The following is an 18,577-nucleotide window of genomic DNA, read 5'->3' as shown; positions in this document are numbered from 1 at the left end:
TCCGTCTCCCGTGGACACTCATAAATCGAAAAAGGTGTTATGCTCCATTTCAAGAATTTTTCTTTGAATGGTGCATGACACCTTTGTTTATTTAGTGAATTTGACTTTCGAATAGTGTGTTACGCTGGTTGAATTTTGTGACGAGTTTTAATACTAAGGCGTTTGCCACGAGCAAACCTGTGCCTATAAGGAAAAGTGTAAGCGGACTTAGGAAGAACAGTCCACTTGCTTGGCTAATAACGATTCCGATAACTGGGAGAACAAGGATTCCGCCAAATTGCTGGGCTTCTTGAAATGATTTTACCTTTGCCGAAATTAACACACTTAAGATGATTGTAAATAGTACTAGGGTTGGGATCACCCAAAACATTAATAGCAACCAAGTAGAATTTAAAAATAGCATATGATCAAAAAATGGGTAGGTTATTAGATTAACAATGATAAGGTTAATGACATAGGAAGCATAGGTAATCCCTAAGGCAGGGATTAGTGAGGCAAGAACCTTCCCTAAAAACAAATCAACTATTGAAATCGGTGCGAACAGCAGAGTTTCTAAAGTGTTTCTTTCCTTCTCCCCTGCAAAACTGTTTGCAGCGGTTACCATCGAATTGATGATAGCCACCAACAAGAAAAAGGGAATCATCATAAACGTTAAGAAAAAATAAACAAATTTATAGGTAAGGGTTGGCAACGAAGCGAGCGTATTTCTCATCTCATCATTTGGAAACTCCTTAATAAACGCGTTAATCGGTCTTTCGATATCTTCGGCAGATTTACCTGTCATATCAAAATTCAAACCAAAATAAGCTAAGACGGACGGGAAAATGATACATAAGAGCACGGCTACAATAATCATCGGCACCCAAATCTTTTTGGATGAAAAAGTCGCTTTTAAGTCCTTTCGGGTAATCGTTAGGATGGTACTTTTATTCATTTCCATCTTCCCCTCTAATTTTAAAGTACAAAGCCTCAAGACTTCGGTTGGTAATTTCACAGTTATGAACCCAGGAATCACTCAAAATTGCCACCAATAATGGGGTAATCTCCTCTTTCGTCGACAAGGAAAATTCTAATTTGGCTGCTTCTATTCTCTTATATTGAAACCCTTTATATTTTTGCTGATCAACTGGTTGAAGGCCCGTTTCAACTAAGACTTTTATTTCTGTTAAATACTTATTCTCAAGCATATTCCTTGTTCCTTTTTCAATGATTCTACCCTTATTCAAAAACAAATAGGAATCACAAATGGTCTCAAGCTGATGGAGCACATGAGAACAAATAAGAATGGTCACTCCATCTTCTTGGTTCACTTTTCTTAAGTAACGAATAACTTCACTGATCCCCTCCGGATCTAAACCGTTTGTCGGTTCATCGAGAAATAATAAACTCGGTTTGTGCAATAACGCTTTTGCCAATGCAATCCGCTTTTTCATTCCTGTTGAAAAACTGCCTACCAATTGATCCTTATGTGGGATCATTTCAAACTGCTCCAATAAATGAGTAATTCTCTTCGAGTCATAGGAGTTATAGATTTTAGAAAAAAATACTAGATTGTCCCACGCAGTCATGTCATGGTAAAGACTCGCACTTTCCGTTACAATCCCCGCCCTCTTTCTTATTGAATCCCCCTGTTTGTTTGGGTTGAAATTCATTACCTTCATTGTTCCGCTCGTCGCATCGATTACTCCATTTAATAACCGAATAATCGTAGTTTTCCCTGCACCATTCGGGCCAAGCAGCCCAGTGATACTTCCTTCTTCAATTGCAAAAGAAACATCCTTCAAAATTTCTCGCCCGCTAAAATGCTTACTTACATGATCAACCTCTATAATTGTAGTCAATATTTCCCCTCCTAAAAAAATCCCTATCAGTAGTACGGTTTTGCTATCTGCTTCGTTCACAGATTATAATAAAATTATAATTTTTTAAAAATAACCATTGATTTTTGGAGGTGCATGATGGAAAAAGGGACAATATTGGTCATTGAAGACGAAGAAAAGATTGCTCGTTTATTAGAGCTGGAGCTTGGATATGAAGGTTATTCAGTAACCAAGGTATTTGATGGTATTGATGCACTTGAAAAATACCGAGCTCGCAGTTGGGATTTGGTTTTACTAGATGTAATGCTTCCAGGAATAAGCGGAATTGAAATTCTTAGACGTATTAGGAAAAATGACCTGATTACCCCCGTCATTCTATTAACGGCAAAAAGTTCAGTAGAAGATAAGGTTTCTGGCCTTGATCTTGGTGCGAACGATTATATTACAAAACCCTTTCAAATCGAGGAGCTTCTAGCGCGTATTCGTGCAGCTTTACGGCTTAAACAAACCGAACAGCCTGTGGAAGATGCTAGTTTGCTAACTTTTGAAGATTTAAATGTGAATCAAAAGACAAGGGAGGTTCTTAGAGCTGGAGAATCAATCGAATTAACTCCCCGAGAATATGATTTACTTGTTTTTTTAATGAATAATAAGCGCCAGGTGTTAAACCGGGAGCAAATTTTAGAAGCGGTTTGGGGCTATGATTTCTTTGGTGATACGAATGTAGTTGACGTTTATATCCGTTATCTAAGGAAAAAGATTGATTTTCCGCATTTACCGACATTGATTCACACGGTCCGTGGTGTTGGCTATGTATTAAAGGTTGTCAAATGAAGCTAAGAAAGAAAATTAACCTCTATACCGCCTTTCTGTTTGCTATGTTGTTAATTCTGATAAATATTACCGTTTATTATTCATTTAACAAACTAATTCTCGACAGCGAATTAAAAACAGCAAATAAGGAGTTGGCCAATATTACTGAGAACTTTGGCAAAGCTCTTGGTACCATTCCGGATAATGAACTTTTACGCGCCTACGTCCCGATTAACGGGATGATTCGAATTGTTACAGCCGAAAACAAAGGCCTTTCACCTGTAACAAGTGTATCTGAAAAACGCTTAAGCCAGCGGAAAGCGTCGTTTTATAGCCAAGAAGTCACAAAGTCGATCATTTATCAAAAACGGCCATATACCTTTGTATCGATGCCAATTATTTTACAAGACGGAAGGGTCGCCAATCTTCAGGTTACCAAAAGCATGCAGACAGCATCAGAAAATTTAGCAACGCTTCGCCTTGTGTTAGTAACGGTGACACTCCTTGCGTTAATACCTGTGCTGATTTCGAGTAGGATTCTAAGCAATCTTATCACTCTACCAGTTATATCGATGATTAACACGATGACTGAGATAAGGCAGAGCGGTCAATTTAAGCGCTTGAAACTTCAAAGAAAATCAAAGGACGAACTGTACCGAATGGGTGAAACCTTTAACCATATGATTGACCTGCTAGAAATAAACTTTGAAAAACAGCAGCAGTTTGTTTCAAACGCCTCACATGAGCTTAAAACGCCGTTAACCATCATTGAAAGCTATGCCAGTTTACTAAAAAGAAGAGGTATGGGAGAACCGCAAATATTCGAAGAGTCCATTGAAGCGATTCATTCCGAAGCAATCCGGATGAAGGAGATGACCGAACAACTTCTGCTGCTTGCAAGGAATCAGGAGCAATGGAATATCGAAAGTAACCAAGTACTCCTCCATGAATTATTGATGCAAACCGTGAAGGCATTTCAGGGCGCCTATCATCGGGAGATTGATTTTACAGAAGAGAACGCGGTTCCTTTAACGATAATAACCGATGAAAAAAAATTAAAACAACTGCTGTTTATTTTTCTTGATAATGCACGGAAGTATAGTGAAAATACAATCTCAGTTGTTACAGGAATCGATAAAGATGAAGTCTTTATCAAAATTATCGACCGTGGTATTGGCATCGAAAAGGACGAAATATCCATGGTCTTTGATCGCTTCTACCGCGTAGATAAAGCAAGAACACGAAAAAATGGCGGTTCAGGCCTCGGTTTATCGATTGCCAAAGAAATTGCCGATGCTATTGGTGTCAGGGTTGCACTCGAAAGCACGATCGGTATTGGAACGGCCGCCACTCTTTATTTTAAAAAAATGGATGATTTCTCATCTTCCCCTAATCTTCGTGTAAGAAAATAGAGTTACAAAGGCGGTGAGGCTTATATATGAAAAAAATATCCTGGTTCTGGGTCACAATATGTTTACTTATTGCAGTTAGTATATTAATCATTTGCTTGCAGTTCGGTAAATTGTCACCTGCGGCTGACATGTTAACAAAACAAGAAGCAGAAAAGCTCATACAAAATAGATATCAAGGAACCGTTTCCCAGATAAAATTAACTGCCCAACAATATCATATAGAAATGCAAAAACAAGATAAGCTCTATCTCATCAAGATGGATCCTGCAAGCGGTAAAGTGTTGTCATTCACACTAACCAGCCCCGCCACAGAAAAGCCTGCTCCAGAACCTGTTAAAGAATTATCAGAATCGGAGATTAAAACGATAATTCTCTCTGCAGTAAAGGGTTCAATTGCTTCTATTGAAAGAATTGAAAACAATCAGGCACCTATCTATAAGGCGGTTGTGACTGAAGCTGACAAACAGACAAACATAACTGTAGATGCTATTTCAGGAAAAATCCTCTCCTCTAATACCGCAGTGATAAACGAACCGCCAAAGACTCTGACTGAGCAGGAAGCTGGAAATATCGCGTTAAAACAAATTCCAGGAACCATTGACGATATTTTACTGGAAACAAAGCATGAACAAACCTACTTTCTTGTAGAGATAGAGACTCAAGATGATCGAGAAGCAATTGTTCAAATTCATGCCATTACTGGTCAGGTTCTATCGATAACCTGGGATGACCATGGTGATAATAACGATGACTAAAAAGTTTTGTAAATATGTTTCTCATCAATTTCTAATGTTTCTATCCTTTTCCTCTCATGTTCACTGGATATACTAAATTTGTAGATAGGAACGAAGAAAAGGAGGAAATAAAATGAAAAAGAAACTTTTAGTTGGAACGTTGTCAGTATTACTTGTATTGGGTGGTGCGATTGCAGTTGGTGCTACAGATGATGATTCAAAAAGTAAGACACAAACGGTTCCACTGAATGCAGAAGGTAAAAAGGTAGAGATAGAGACAGAGCATGGTCAAACGTTCTACAAAGTTGAAACAGATGATGACAATAAGGCTAGTACTGCTCAACCTGTAAATAATACTGCCATTTCCGTTGAAGAAGCTTCAAAAATTGCCACAAACACTGTCAATGGAACAATAACAGAGGTCGAACAGGAATATGAACACGGAAGACTAGAATATGACTTTGAGATTCAATCCAACCGAGGTGAAGCGGAAGTCAGCATCGATGCTGAAACTGGAAAGGTCACCGAAGTCGAATTTGACGATGATGACGATCGTCGCGAAGATGATGACCAAGATGTCGACAATGACGATAATTAAGAAAACGAGTGAAATCCTTCAAACAAGATAAATGGATATTAATATGAATGAGTAAGAGACAATCTTTAAACGATTGTCTCTTTTCAATTTAACTATATGTATTTTACATCTATTGGTAATATTCAGTGTCCTAAGCATATATAATTAATCAATCGGAAAATTATTACCGTTTACATTGTCCAAATATTGGCAACAACGTTTATTAGATCAAACCAATAGGAGGTTTTACATTTGGCTGAATTATTAACTTGTTGCTCTGGAATTCCTTATTTGCGTATGGGTGAAGGTGAACCATTAGTTTTTATACACGGTTTGGGTGAAGTGAAAGAGGGTTGGTCTAATCAATTTGAATTTGCTGATCAGTATGACTTAATTATCCCAGATTTACGGGGACATGGAGAATATATTACAACTGAAGCCATTTCGATTCCAAACTTTGCTCGTGATGTAATCCGCTTATTAAAGGGGTTAAAAATTGAAAACGCTCACATTTGCGGATTGTCGATGGGTGGGATGGTTGCACAGGAAATATATCGTCAAGCACCAGAAATGTGCCGCTCGTTAATGCTAGTAAGTACTTTTCATTATGCCCCAAAACGGCTGGGTCAGCTATTTCTAAAGTTCCGTAAGGCACGTGCAGAGTCTCTTCCCTTAAATAAACAAAAAGACATGGCTGCTCGTATTTGTCTATATTCCTGGACCGAGAAAAACTTCGAGGATTTCAATAAATTTTACAAACCAAATCCTGACTTCTATATAGAATCAATGAAAGCCTGTCTTAAAGTGAATAATGTATGCCTGTTGCCCAAAATAAACGTACCTACTTTAATTATTGGCGGACAATACGACTCGGTAACTCCTGTATGGATTCAACTATTAATGCATAAACAAATTCGCCATTCAGAATTTGTCATTTTCAAAAATACTGGTCATATCGCAAAACTCGAGGCAAAAGAAGCATTTAACAATGTCCTTAGAAACTTTTTAAACAAACAAAAAATGGCAAGTTAGAGGGGAAGGATTACTCCTTCCCCCATTTTCCCCATATTCTTATATGACCTTGCACGGAACATCATACAGACAATAATATTATAGTGGGTTGGACCTGCTTGAAACCCATTGGTCTACTATTTTTCCAAATAAACCTGACAAGGCTAAACCAACATGTCCCGTTTCAACCGTGATATAAGTTTTATCCTCACTGGATACTAAATCCATGATTGGTTTACTTTGATCTTCTAAAACTAAATTATCTCTTGATCCCGAAACAACGAATAGATTGGCCTTAATATTCTTCAAATCTGCCTTTTTATTGCCAATCATCAATTCCCCTTTAACAAGCTTATTTCCTTTCATAAGGTCATTAGCTAATTGCCTATATGCTTCTCCAGCAAAAGGAACCTGATCGATGGTCCATTTATTCATCCGACGCCACTTGTCCACATATTTAGCGTCATCTGCACGACTTAATAGCATAGTATAATTTGTAAAATAAACAGGCGCGCCCACTGCTCTGAACATTCCTTCCACCAACTTAGGCGGTACCACCCCATAAACATCGATAAATCGGTCAATATCAATGTCACCGTTTCTAAAGCCCTCTGTCCATTTTTCTGGTCCAATAACAGAGGTAAAATCGATTGGAACGGTAGCGACAATTAAATTCTTTATCGGCTCTTCAGCAATCGAAGCATAAATGGAAGCAATCGTTCCCCCCAAGCAATATCCTACCAATGAAATTTCTTCGACACCAGAATGGCGGATTGCCCGCTTAACAGCTGTCCTTAAGTATTTTTCAATGTAAGTATCGAGACCGATTTTTTTATCTTCATAGCCTGGAGAACCCCAATCTAATAGATACACCTCATACCCCATGTTAGTAAGTCCTTCTATTACACTAGACTTTGGGGCAATATCCAAAATATAGGGTTTATTAAATAATGAATAAACAAAAAATAAAGGAATCTCATATTTTTTATGTTTGGCAGGATAATGCCATAATACCGACTTGTTTTTTCTCCATACTTCATTTTTTGGGGTATGGCCGACCTCTGGCTCAGGTTGACTTAAAACCTTGAATACATGGGTCCATCGTTTCATTTCTTTTTCGTAATCAAGAGCTGGAAATAAACTCTTTAATGGTGCATCTGTTGTCACGGTCCTGCCCCCGTTTCCTTTTTAATTCGATGATCCTGAACTAGCTAATACTGGTTCTGCTGGTTTGTCTTTTTCAATAAGATCTTTTAGCATCTCGAATTCCTGTTTAAAACTGCTTAATTTAATCAATTCAAGTTTCATTTCTTGGAGTTCAGCATGCAAAATTGACGAATCTGCTTGCTCCTTTTTCGATTTCACAAGCTCAGTTTTAAGCTGTTTTGTTAGTTTGATAATTTCCTTTGACACTTCGACAACACTTTCAATTTCTTTGCTTTGTGATCGTACAGAATCCTGTAAGTCCCAAATTTGCTCTTCAAGGGCTTCAATTTTTTCTTCCGTTTGGATCGTTAAGCTCGCCACATTGGCTACATCATTTTTTGTTGGTATGTTAAGCAAACTAGCCAGTGTCTCTTGGTTCTTTCTTAATGATTCAAGGTAACGAGAATGCGCCTCAGTCCCTAACTTAAACATATTGACAAATTCACTATTATTTGTCCATAAGAAGATAAAATCATTTATCTGTTTTTCCCATAATTCACTGTACTTCTTGAAAGAATCATATGGATCGTAAGGTCTATTAGTCGACATCTGTTTTCACCTCTATAATGTTATGATTTTGTTGGTTCCGTTGCGTTTCTCATATATTGTTGAAACGGGAATATTGCAGATTTAACTTGATTTGTAAATAGGTTTACAAATAGTTTTTGATTTTCATAGACTACATTCGTTGTTTTCTTTACACTATCAATATATTTTTCTCTGCCTTTTTTTCTAAAAGCAATAAATTGTTCAACAGTTTCCAAGTACTTGTCTATTGCTTGCCCGTTTGATAAGGCACGAATCGGAGTGGCTAAAATAGAAGTAGTCTTCTTTTGAATATCGTCAATAACTCCATTAATTTCTTCATAAGATTTAATTGGGATAAAGTGCTGAAGGGTAGTTGTTGTCATTAATAATTCCTCACGTGCCCCTTTTTCCCACTGGCGAAGCTCTTTACTAAATTGTTCAGTAATTGCTTTAAAATTGTCTTGATTCCGTTTAACGCTCTCTGTATAGTGCTTCGTAGCGTTTAAGAATGCCTCATCACGATCGTTTAATCGGTTAACCCATGCATCTAATTCATCAAAGCCTGCTTTCCATAAAAGTTCGTAGCTTGATAACTGAGCATCTAAACCAGCTTCCACTTCATTATTTTCTTCATTAATGTTTTTTACCATGTTTTTTCCCTCCATATGTTTATTAAGTAAACTCTGTTAAACTTGTATGTTGATTAGAGCTCAAGACGCTTCGCTTTTCGCACCCACAATGAGCTTAAACATAACCATTAAGTAAATAACTGTTTTAATTCATTTAGTTCTTTTGCAAGTGTTTTTAATTTCCCTTGACGTTTTTCTGTCATTTCACTTTCTAAAACACTTACTAACTCAGATAATGTTACTTTTAGTCTGTTGAGCTGTAAATTGTTCTCTTTCTGCTTTTTGGTAAGCAGATAGATATTCTCTTCAAGTATGTCTAACTTTTCCTCTGAATCTACCATTTTAATTGCTATAGAAGCAATCTCATCCTTGGTCGGCAGATTTAACCTTGTCAGACACTTTTTGGTCCATTCCCTGTGAGTCATGACTTGGTCCAGGTGGAACTCCATCGCTCTCCCAAAAGCATATGTAAAAGTTCGGCAATTGGTATGGTCATGGATTCTCTTATTACATAGTTTTTCTAAGTGTTTATAAAACTCAACCATTTCTTGATGTATAGGTTCCATTTAAACCTCTCTTAACTACCCAGGCAGTATGTTCTTTTAAGCATAAAGAATAAAATAATTTTAGTCAATTCAAAATTGACTGTAAATTCAAACTTTACACTTGAAACATACCATCTATAGGTCAGGCATTTTCACTTATTGAACACTTGCGCTTGTGCCGCCATCAACAACAAGAATATGTCCATATACATAATCCGAGGCATCAGAAGCTAGGAATAATGCAGGTCCCTTCATATCATCATCAGAACCGAAGCGTCCAGCAGGTGTTCGCTCAAGAATTTTTTCACCTGAGTAGTCTAGAATCATTTTGGCCATTTTTGTCGGGAAGAATCCAGGTGCGATGGCATTCACATGGACGTTATGCGGCGCTAATTTTACTGCTAAGTCCTTCGTAAAGGCAATAACTGCACCCTTACTCGAGGAATAACCGATTGCGTCCATTACGGTTGGATCTTGCCCACCCAGTCCAGCGATAGAGGCAATATTAATAATTTTTCCGGACCGTTGTTCCACCATGATTTTACCTACTGCTTGAGAAAATAAGAATACCGCTTTCAAATTGATATCCAGCACTTTATCCCATTTATCAACTGGCATTTCTAGTGCTGGAGCTCCCCAACTAACCCCGCTATTATTTACTAAAATATCAATCCGTCCAAATTCTTTTACCGTCTCGTCGACTACATACTGGATATCTTCTTGATTGGACACATCACATTTTAACGCAAGTGATCGGACCCCTTTTTCTTTTAGGAATTCACTTATTTTCTGACATGCATCGAGATTTCTTGAGCAAACGACCACATTTGCTCCAGCTTCTGCGTAGGCAACTGCAATCTGCTCACCTAATCCTCTTCCTCCACCAGTAACAATCGCTGTTTTGCCTTTTAAACTAAATAGATCTTTCGTGTTCATCTATTATTCACCCTTTCTATTAAACTCTTACCTTTGGCCATAAAAAAATATCAATATAATTCAAATTATTGTAACAAATTGTATTTTTGTAAACCCTCCTTTTTCGACATTTTTCCGCATTTTCACAGGTTCTTCTTAAAAGCAATATTTATAGTATCTGCCAACCCTCATTATATCCATTTTCTTTTAAGGGAAATTTCAGCTAGATCCAAAAACAAGACGAATTTTGTCGAAATATTTTATAAGGTTCACAATATTGTAACAATTTATTTCGACATCCAGGTTTTAAAAACACATACCCAATATATTTTTACCTTGTGAAAAGTATTTTTATATAAGAACCTCTGGAATTTTACCGACAAGTTCGGTATATCAGTTTAACACCACTGGATAATTACCTGTTCTTTACTTGAACGAACTATCATATAATTTACAATATTTTGTATAAAGGGGGTTGTTTAGTATGCCAATTACTAATGAAAATGGGATTGATTTGTATTATGAAGTTCATGGGGAAGGTGAGCCATTACTACTAATTATGGGATTGTCACTTACTTCAAAATCTTGGTTTAGGACTATTCCTGCATTAAGTGAGCATTATAAGGTGATCGTTTTTGACAACCGTGGAGTAGGTCTGAGTGGAAAACCAAATACACCCTATTCAATAGAGCTTATGGCTGAGGACACTAAGGCAATTTTGGATGCGGCTGGCGTTGATTCCGCCCATGTTTATGGTATTTCAATGGGTGGAATGATTGCTCAACGGCTGGCATTAAAGTATCCTGAGCGCATTCGTTCGCTTATTTTAGGCTGCACAACATCCGGCGGAGAAAATCATGTACAACCTAGTGCGGATGTCTCAATGCTAATGCTTTCCAGAGCCTCATCTACCGCAACACCAGAAGAAATGGCTTGGGCGACTGCTCCCATCCTCTACAGTCAAACATTTCTTGAGAATCATAAAGCCGTAGTAGCAGAAGACGTGAAAAGGAGAATCGAAATTCCTGTTCTTCCTTATGCGTATATGCTGCAGCTTCAGGCCTGTTTAGCCCATGATACCTATGAGGAAATTAATCAAATCAAAGCACCTACTTTAGTCCTGCATGGTGATGAAGATAGATTAGTACCTTATGAGAATGGAGTCACCTTAGCTGAAAAAATTCCAAATGCTGAGTTTTTAACTATAAAAGGGGCAGGTCACATTTATGTAACGGAAGCAAACGATTTAGTTAACGCTAAAGTACTAGATTTTTTAAAAAACCAATAATAGCAGTAAAAATGCCGGATCACTCTAGAATCCGGCATTTTCACTTAAACTCTTTTAAGCCTTTACTTTAGAAAGTTCTTCGTCCCGCAGTACTCTTCTGAGCAGCTTTCCTACGGATGACTTTGGCAAGTCTGCCAGTATTTCTACCTCTTTTGGAGCTTTATATGGAGCTAGGTTCTCCTTAGCAAAACGGATAATCTCATCTTCTGAAAGAGTATAGCCTTCTCTGAGTTTTATAAAAGCCTTTACCGTTTCACCGCGATACTCGTCCGGCACACCAATGACAATTGCTTCTTCGACTTCTTCTAATTTATAGAGAACTCCTTCAACCTCGCTCGGATAAACATTGAATCCGCTCGCAATAATCATATCCTTCTTGCGGTCAAGAATATAAAAATAGCCGTCTTCATCCATTTTTGCTATGTCCGCGGTAAACAGCCAGCCATCCTTTAATACTTCTTCCGTATCTTTTGGACGGTTCCAATATCCCTTCATTACCTGAGGACCCTTGACGATCAATTCACCAGATTCTCCAACAGGTACGTCGACATATTCTCCATTTTCCGTCTCTCGAACAATTCTTATCACCGTGCTTGGTACTGGAATTCCAATACTTCCATATTTCCTAGGCAGGAACGGTGGATTAAATGCTACCGTCGGCGCTGCCTCCGAAAGACCGTACCCATCCCTGAGGATCGTTCCAGTGATTTCTTCAAAGGCTTTCGCTTGCTCTACAGGTAATGGTGCTCCGCCGCTTCCTGTATAGTAGATTTCATCAAAACCACAATCCTTTAATTGTTCAGGTTGGCTATTTAAAGCAAAATACATGGTTGGAACTCCTGCAAAGAGAAATGGCTTTTCCCGCTTAACCATTTCCATTACTTCCTTTGCATCAAACCGCGGCAGGACAATCTGATTCGCCCCTTCTCGAATTCCACAAAGAGCCACACTTGAAAGACCGTAAACATGGAACATCGGCAAAACGGTTATCATTTTAAAGGAGTCAGGGACATTATCACATGTGCTATAAACAAAATCACAGACCTGATTAAAATTAGCTAAGAGATTGTAGTGTGTAAGCATTACACCTTTAGGGACACCCGTGGTTCCACCTGTATATTGTAAGACAGCTAAATCTTCATGCGGGTCGATCTCTACTTCCGGGGTAAGAATATCTCCATTAAGTGCTTCTTCAAAATAACAATCACCCTCAGCAAGCTCCGTTCTCTCCCCACCAAAACTGACAACCATTACCTTTTTTAAGGATGTATTTGATTGAACTTTTTTCACCTTTGGATAAAATGCATCCAAAGCAAACATGTACTTAGCCCCTGAGTCTTCCAAAACGTATTCTATTTCTCTTTCCACATACATTGGATTCACTTGAACTGCAATTCCTCCTAAGCGGAAGATGGCAAATAAAGTGAAAATATAATGCGGGGAATTTGGGAGCATAATTGCCACCCGATCGCCCTTTTTAAATCCTTCTCTATGTAGTGTAGATGCGAGCCGATCGACAATCACCTTTGTTTCATTGAAACTGAAAATCTTCCCGTAAAAAGTGAATGCCGGTTTTTCGCCAAAACGGATGACGGCACTTTCTAAAAAGTCATACAATGACGCATGCTTTACACTTACATGTTCATCCACACGCGTGTCATACCATTTCAACCATGGCTTTTGCTGATAATTCATAAATAGACTCCTCCTTAATAATCTTCATTAATACAATTTAAATTATTGTAATTTACGAGGAAATTGTAAACGAGCGATTCTCGACAGCTTTCTGCATTTATCCAGTGTTTTTAATGAAAAACAATAAGATAATATATTGCAATTCATTTAATTGAAAAAATCAACCTAGAACAGTGTCGATTATTGGCAGAATCTAACCGACTGTTCACACAAAATTAACAGTCAGTTGTGACTTTTTTTTGACAAACTTCCAAACTAACTTTGATACAAAGAAAACTCTAAACAACAGAATTAGCCAAGCAATCCTTTGTTTAGAGTTTTCTTTATATATCAATTTTCATTGAAAAATCAATCGTTTTATAAGCTACAAAAAAGGTTATCAACGAGTAAACGGCTTCCTTAAATCCAAAAATAAATATCGCACTACCAAATATGAAGAAGTTAAACAACAATATATATTGCCCCACTGTAAAAGTTGACCGTTTGCTAAACAAAATGGCCAAAACCTCGGTGCCATCTAAACAGCCGCCAAAGCGAATAATAATGCCTACACCCATTCCCAGTGTTAATCCGCCAAAGATTATTACTAAGTAAGGAATATTTGTTATAGCCGGATAAGGTTCAAGAAGGTGGGATCCTATTGATAGAACAAAAATAGCGAAAAGACTTAAGGTTAAAAATCTCTTCCCCAAATAAAAATAGCCAATACATAAAAAAGGAAAGTTTAATAGCAAAAGAAGCAAACCGACTTCAAGATTGGTAATATGAGAAAGAATTATACTTATCCCCACAATCCCGCCATCAATTACAAAATTTTTCACCAAAAATAATTGTAAAGAAATAGCGACCAGAGACGCACCCAAAAATGTAAAAACTGTATTTTTTATAAGGAAGGCCCCGCTTGACCTACTGTAATTCTGGTAAAATCCAAGTCTTGTCCTATACATCGGTGACCCCTTTTATTCGAAATAAAACCCTAATGTATTATTAAATATATTCTTCTGACTATGAAAAAATCACCCCATAGAAATAATAAAAAACTCTCAAGCAGAGCTTAAGAGTTTTCTAGTGCGAGTATCAAGAAAAATCATAGGTTACGCGGGTTAATTTCTCTGATACTTCCCACAGTTTATTCATCGTATTTGGATTATAAACCCCTGGGGCAGGGGTCTCAAGAGTCGGTAATCCTTTTCGGTTTCCTCTACCGTCTGGACCAATGTATTCTCCGCCTGTTAAACTCTTTTCTGCCGCTGCATAAATGGTTGGCAGTGCTCCCTTGTCAGCAGGTTGGAAAAACAAGGTCGAAAACTTCTTCATAAATTCAGGAGCATCGCGTTTGCCCAATTTAAATAGATTGGTGGTTGAAATACCTGGGTGGCAGGCCAGGCTGATTGTAGTGATTCCATGCTGTTTCAGTCTCCTGTCCAACTCCTTAGCAAACAATAATGTGGCCAGCTTACTTTGGCGATAAAACTTCATTGGTTTATATCCTTTCGAACCATCGAGATTATTAAAGTAAATAGAACCTCCTCTATGAGCAATGCTGCTGAGGGAAACGACACGTGACCCTTCCGTTTTCTTTAACAGTGGCAGCAATAACCCTGTTAAGGCAAAGTGTCCTAAATGGTTACTGCCAAATTGCATTTCAAAGCCATCTTTTGTTTGCTGATAAGGTGGTACCATCACACCCGCATTATTAATTAATATATCTAAAGATTGATAGCGATTGCTGAAGTTCCCTGCAAATTCTCTAATACTCGCCAAATCTGCTAAATCGAGAATCATCACCCTTACTGTCGCTTGGGGATTTACTTTAAGAATCGCCTCTTTTGCCTGCTGCCCTTTTTGTTCGTTACGGACAGCTAAAATAACTTCAGCACCTCTTTTACCTAAAGCTTTGGCCGCCTCAAAACCTATTCCGCTATTTGCACCGGTAACAATGATTCGTTTGCCTGTTAGATTTTCTTCAACCATTAAAAACACTTCCTATCTCTAAAGCAATTATTTTTAAAAACGCCCCGATTTAAAAATTGAATAGAGCAGCCAAACAAACATGATAGTAGATATACCGAAACCAATTTCGATCGCTGGGATATTCGATAGCAACGGAGAGGTTTGACCCGACAATGAAGCGCCGATGATTACTCCTACCATAATGATACTAAACGCTAGTAACACGATACTAAAAGATAGCCTGTTGCTAATTCGATTTAGTTTTTGTAAGAGATTATCAAGTTCAGGTGTAGTGATCTCAATTTGCATCTTTCCCTTTTTCATAATCGATGTAAGGTCTTTCACCGTTTTTGGAAATTCCTGAAGAATATCTCCATATTCAGTAAAATTGCTCCATGCCTTTCCCGCCACATTTTTAGGATTTAGGCGTTCCATTAATAGTTGCCTTCCAAATGGTTCAGCAACGGCAATGATACTTATTTCTTGATTAAGCTTTTCCACGGTTCCCTCTAAAGTAAGTAACGATTTTCCTAATATCGTTAAATCTGTTGGCAACTGAATGTTATGCCGATAAGCAACAGAAAACAGTTCATTTACTGCTGTCCCCACACTCATCTGACTAAAGGGAACATCTATGTACTTTTCGCGAAGCTTATCCACATCCGATCGAAGCTGGGTAACATTCACATCATCTGGTACCAATCCCATATTCGTTATTGCTTTTACTACCTCAACGGTATTTTGACGCATTAATGCAATTACAAAGGATGCGATGTGATTCTTCATTTCTGACGTTAAGCGACCGACCATTCCAAAATCCATAAAAACAATTACTTCTCCCGGTAGGGCTAAGATATTACCAGGATGAGGGTCACCATGAAAGAAGCCATCTAGTAAAATTTGCTGAAAAATGGCATTGACAATCCTTTCAGCAATAACTTTGCTGTCAAATCCTTGTTCATCAAGCTTATCCACTTCGTTTAATTTCGTTCCTTCATAATATTCCATTGTCAATACCTTCGATGTTGTGTATTCCCAATATACTTTTGGAATAAGAATAGTGGGATCGTTTTTAAACTGATTTGCAATCCTATCAGCGTTTCTGCCCTCATTCTCATAATCCAATTCTTCACGAATAGACCGAGCTAATTCTTCTACAATATCACGAATGGGATATCTTGCTCCCCAGTCTAGCCGGGATTCCGCTAATCTCGCTAAATCCTGAAGAATTTCTAAGTCTGTTTCAATTACCTTTTTTATATACGGTCGTTGGACTTTTACGGCAACTTTCTCACCCGTTTGTAAAACGGCATAATGAACTTGTCCAATCGACGCAGCAGCCAACGGGACTTCCTGAAATTCAGCAAATGAAACTTCCAATGGTTCTGCAAATTCTTCCTCGATAATTTTCTTTACTTCTTCAAATGGAAAAAGGGATACGCGATCTTGGAGTTTTTCTAGTTCAAGAATGATATCAGCCGGAATAATATCTGGTCTGGTGCTGGCAATCTGGCCAATTTTTACAAAGGTTGGACCAAGGTCCTCCAAAAACATTCTTATACGTTCACCGGTCGTTCTGCGTTGCAGTTGTTCATTAGCTCCCTCAAGGTCCCTTTTAGGTAATTTAAGGAGATCAAGAAGTCCTAATTCTTTCATAACAAACCCAAAACCATAGCGGGTAAAGGCATATACGATATCACGGTAGCGCTGAATATGGCGGATCCTTTTCTTTATCATTTTCTTACTCCTAGTTGAAGTATTTTAAATACAAGTATATCCTTCACCATCTCATGTTTTTTCTTCATTTTCAAGCTTGTTCATGTAATGTTCGATTAATATCAAAGGATTGCTTTATGAATTTTAACAACGGGGTTGTCCAGCCTGTTTTGTGTAAATTATATTTGACTCAATGTCAACTTTGTTTTACATCATGCATATAATACTATGCATGATGTAAAGGTGAATATACAGGGGGTGAAAACCATGACTTATCAAGAAAAGAAAAGCATCGTCTCGTTAATCAGCGTCATACTCATTTTCGCGTCTTATTGCTTATACATGTATCCTCGGTACCCAGCAGGAGGGCTGGAGTCGATCGAAACCTTTCGCTATTGGGGTTCTTTCGTCCTCATCTTGACTTTGGTTTCAATCATTGTACACATCATTATCAGCATTATTTTTAACATCGTCTTTAGACTGACGACCAGAGAAAAGGAACCAGCCTTTGCGGATGAACTGGATAAGTTAATTGAATTGAAAGCGAACCGAAATTCATTCTTTGTTTTTATCATTGGCTTCCTTGTAGCAATGGGATCGTTGCTCATCTTTCAGCCATCACAATTGATGTTCATTATCTTGATCATTTCAGGATTTATTTCCGATGTGACCGGCTCCATTACGAAACTTTATCACTATAGGAAAGGAGTCTAAAATGGGTAAAACTCCTGTCGGCAATCACATCCGCAAATTACGATTCAACCATGATGAAATGACTCAGCAGCAATTAGCTGACAAGGTGGGCGTAACCAGACAAACCATCGTGGCTCTCGAAAAGGGAAACTACTCCCCATCTCTAGAACTTGCTTTTCGAATTGCTCACGCCTTTAATTTAGCTTTGGAAGAGGTATTCTTTTACGGAGACCGCACAAATCTGTAAGATCTAGGAGTTTATGAATTTATTAAAAGGGGAGTTAAAAAATGAATTCAAATAAAAAAGCAGAAAAAATTGTGGGCGTACTGTTTATCGCTGCAGCTGTTACGGCGGTAATGGGGCTTATTTTGAAAAAGCCAATCCTAAATGGTCCAAATTACTTAATTAATGGTGCCGAACATGACAAGCAGGTAATACTGGCAGTGGTGATGGAGTTACTTCTTGTCGTAACAGCTATTGGAACTGCTACTACCATGTTTCCAATTTTAAGAAAGTATATAGGTTTATATCAATCTTGGGTATGACAGGGGCAACTCTTATTTTTATCTGTGCCTTGTTAGTAATGTTCGGCGATTTTCCGCAAATTTCTGTATGGGGAGCTCTTTTAGCGATACCTGTCGCAGCTAATGAAATGATTTTAGCCGTATGGCTGATCGTTAAAGGATTCAATGAATCTTCCCTTGCAACCTTGTTTGCAGGAAGAAAAGCGACGAAATAGTATCATATCTAAGTTGAACAGTCTACCTTATCTAAAATATTTAGCTCAACAGGAGACCCCGCAGGAGCAAAGTGACGAGGCCATTTGACCGAAGAGACCCTTTTTTCTTTTTTCGGGCTAATGGGACCTCGACATTTGTCAAGCTAAGTTCATTTTATACTGAGCTATTTATTTTTATGCTTCTTCTACTAACACACTAAGTTAGCAGAAACACCAGAGCTTCTGTTAGATGATTTAATTTACAATTACTTAATTACTTTTTGCTTAGTAAGATGGGTTTTCGAAGCCTTCACTTAATGGAA

General features: G+C 37.9%; 21 protein-coding genes. 10 read left to right on the top strand and 11 right to left on the bottom strand.

What is annotated here, in order from left to right; genetic code table 11:
* Positions 1-91: 91 nt before the first annotated feature.
* Both NSS81_RS19835 and NSS81_RS19830 read right to left on the bottom strand, forming a co-directional pair.
* Positions 92-934 (bottom strand): ABC transporter permease subunit, encoded by an 843-nt coding sequence (locus tag NSS81_RS19835; protein ID WP_342430355.1) that lies wholly within the window; start codon positions 932-934, stop codon positions 92-94.
* Positions 927-1,841 carry an ABC transporter ATP-binding protein gene (locus NSS81_RS19830; protein ID WP_342430354.1) on the bottom strand — a complete coding sequence of 305 codons (915 nt, stop codon included), beginning with the start codon at positions 1,839-1,841 and terminating at the stop codon, positions 927-929. The genes NSS81_RS19835 and NSS81_RS19830 overlap by 8 nt, the downstream gene beginning before the upstream one ends.
* Positions 1,842-1,958: 117 nt before the next feature.
* Here NSS81_RS19830 and NSS81_RS19825 point away from each other — a divergent pair, with 117 nt between their 5' ends.
* The 5 genes from NSS81_RS19825 to NSS81_RS19805 all read left to right on the top strand — a co-directional run bounded on the left by NSS81_RS19825 (position 1,959) and on the right by NSS81_RS19805 (position 6,388).
* A complete protein-coding gene (locus tag NSS81_RS19825) occupies positions 1,959-2,654 on the top strand; it encodes a response regulator transcription factor (protein WP_342434086.1) in 696 nt (231 codons plus the stop codon).
* A complete protein-coding gene (locus NSS81_RS19820) occupies positions 2,651-4,045 on the top strand; it encodes a HAMP domain-containing sensor histidine kinase (RefSeq protein WP_342430353.1) in 1,395 nt (464 codons plus the stop codon). The genes NSS81_RS19825 and NSS81_RS19820 overlap by 4 nt, the downstream gene beginning before the upstream one ends.
* Before the next feature lie 26 nt (positions 4,046-4,071).
* Positions 4,072-4,800 carry a PepSY domain-containing protein gene (locus NSS81_RS19815; protein ID WP_342430352.1) on the top strand — a complete coding sequence of 243 codons (729 nt, stop codon included), beginning with the start codon at positions 4,072-4,074 and terminating at the stop codon, positions 4,798-4,800.
* A 112-nt stretch (positions 4,801-4,912) separates the two neighbouring features.
* A complete protein-coding gene (locus NSS81_RS19810; protein ID WP_342430351.1) occupies positions 4,913-5,377 on the top strand; it encodes a PepSY domain-containing protein in 465 nt (154 codons plus the stop codon).
* Between the two features lie 231 nt (positions 5,378-5,608).
* Positions 5,609-6,388: an alpha/beta hydrolase gene (locus NSS81_RS19805; RefSeq protein WP_342430350.1), complete on the top strand. Its 780-nt coding sequence runs from the start codon at positions 5,609-5,611 to the stop codon at positions 6,386-6,388.
* Between the two features lie 78 nt (positions 6,389-6,466).
* Here NSS81_RS19805 and NSS81_RS19800 read toward each other — a convergent pair whose 3' ends face one another.
* The 5 genes from NSS81_RS19800 to NSS81_RS19780 form a co-directional block, all read right to left on the bottom strand.
* Positions 6,467-7,534, bottom strand: a complete 1,068-nt coding sequence (locus NSS81_RS19800) for an alpha/beta fold hydrolase (RefSeq protein ID WP_342430349.1) — start codon at positions 7,532-7,534, stop codon at positions 6,467-6,469.
* A gap of 21 nt (positions 7,535-7,555) precedes the next feature.
* Positions 7,556-8,122, bottom strand: a complete 567-nt coding sequence (locus NSS81_RS19795) for a polyhydroxyalkanoate biosynthesis repressor PhaR (protein ID WP_342430348.1) — start codon at positions 8,120-8,122, stop codon at positions 7,556-7,558.
* A gap of 20 nt (positions 8,123-8,142) precedes the next feature.
* Complete coding sequence (locus tag NSS81_RS19790; RefSeq protein WP_342430347.1) at positions 8,143-8,751, bottom strand: hypothetical protein; 609 nt, start codon at positions 8,749-8,751, stop codon at positions 8,143-8,145.
* A 107-nt stretch (positions 8,752-8,858) separates the two neighbouring features.
* A complete protein-coding gene (locus NSS81_RS19785) occupies positions 8,859-9,296 on the bottom strand; it encodes a hypothetical protein (protein WP_342430346.1) in 438 nt (145 codons plus the stop codon).
* A gap of 135 nt (positions 9,297-9,431) precedes the next feature.
* Positions 9,432-10,211 (bottom strand): SDR family oxidoreductase, encoded by a 780-nt coding sequence (locus NSS81_RS19780; RefSeq protein ID WP_342430345.1) that lies wholly within the window; start codon positions 10,209-10,211, stop codon positions 9,432-9,434.
* Positions 10,212-10,674: 463 nt separating this feature from the next.
* Here NSS81_RS19780 and NSS81_RS19775 point away from each other — a divergent pair, with 463 nt between their 5' ends.
* Complete coding sequence (locus NSS81_RS19775) at positions 10,675-11,478, top strand: alpha/beta hydrolase (protein ID WP_342430344.1); 804 nt, start codon at positions 10,675-10,677, stop codon at positions 11,476-11,478.
* Positions 11,479-11,532: 54 nt separating this feature from the next.
* Here NSS81_RS19775 and NSS81_RS19770 read toward each other — a convergent pair whose 3' ends face one another.
* The 4 genes from NSS81_RS19770 to NSS81_RS19755 all read right to left on the bottom strand — a co-directional run bounded on the left by NSS81_RS19770 (position 11,533) and on the right by NSS81_RS19755 (position 16,863).
* Positions 11,533-13,173, bottom strand: a complete 1,641-nt coding sequence (locus NSS81_RS19770; RefSeq protein WP_342430343.1) for a long-chain fatty acid--CoA ligase — start codon at positions 13,171-13,173, stop codon at positions 11,533-11,535.
* A 323-nt stretch (positions 13,174-13,496) separates the two neighbouring features.
* Positions 13,497-14,120, bottom strand: coding sequence for a YitT family protein (locus NSS81_RS19765; RefSeq protein ID WP_342430342.1), 624 nt, complete (start codon positions 14,118-14,120; stop codon positions 13,497-13,499).
* Positions 14,121-14,250: 130 nt separating this feature from the next.
* On the bottom strand, positions 14,251-15,147 hold the full coding sequence (locus NSS81_RS19760; protein ID WP_342430341.1) for an oxidoreductase: 897 nt from the start codon (positions 15,145-15,147) through the stop codon (positions 14,251-14,253).
* Positions 15,148-15,180: 33 nt separating this feature from the next.
* On the bottom strand, positions 15,181-16,863 hold the full coding sequence (locus tag NSS81_RS19755) for an AarF/ABC1/UbiB kinase family protein (RefSeq protein WP_342430340.1): 1,683 nt from the start codon (positions 16,861-16,863) through the stop codon (positions 15,181-15,183).
* A gap of 246 nt (positions 16,864-17,109) precedes the next feature.
* Here NSS81_RS19755 and NSS81_RS19750 point away from each other — a divergent pair, with 246 nt between their 5' ends.
* From NSS81_RS19750 to NSS81_RS19735, 4 genes are read left to right on the top strand one after another with little or no spacing between them, the layout of a single operon-like run.
* Positions 17,110-17,556, top strand: coding sequence for a hypothetical protein (locus NSS81_RS19750; RefSeq protein ID WP_342430339.1), 447 nt, complete (start codon positions 17,110-17,112; stop codon positions 17,554-17,556).
* Position 17,557: 1 nt separating this feature from the next.
* Positions 17,558-17,782, top strand: a complete 225-nt coding sequence (locus NSS81_RS19745; protein ID WP_342430338.1) for a helix-turn-helix transcriptional regulator — start codon at positions 17,558-17,560, stop codon at positions 17,780-17,782.
* A gap of 41 nt (positions 17,783-17,823) precedes the next feature.
* Entirely contained in the window at positions 17,824-18,081 is a 258-nt protein-coding gene (locus NSS81_RS19740; protein WP_342430337.1) for a DUF4386 family protein, read from the top strand.
* On the top strand, positions 18,078-18,275 hold the full coding sequence (locus tag NSS81_RS19735; RefSeq protein WP_342430336.1) for a DUF4386 family protein: 198 nt from the start codon (positions 18,078-18,080) through the stop codon (positions 18,273-18,275). The genes NSS81_RS19740 and NSS81_RS19735 overlap by 4 nt, the downstream gene beginning before the upstream one ends.
* Positions 18,276-18,577 lie beyond the last annotated feature (302 nt).

Origin of the sequence: Neobacillus sp. FSL H8-0543 (assembly GCF_038592905.1) — a bacterium.
Taxonomy (GTDB): Bacteria; Bacillota; Bacilli; order Bacillales; family Cytobacillaceae; genus Neobacillus.
Note: the sequence above shows the minus strand (reverse complement) of the source record. Positions and strands in the feature narration are given on the sequence as shown.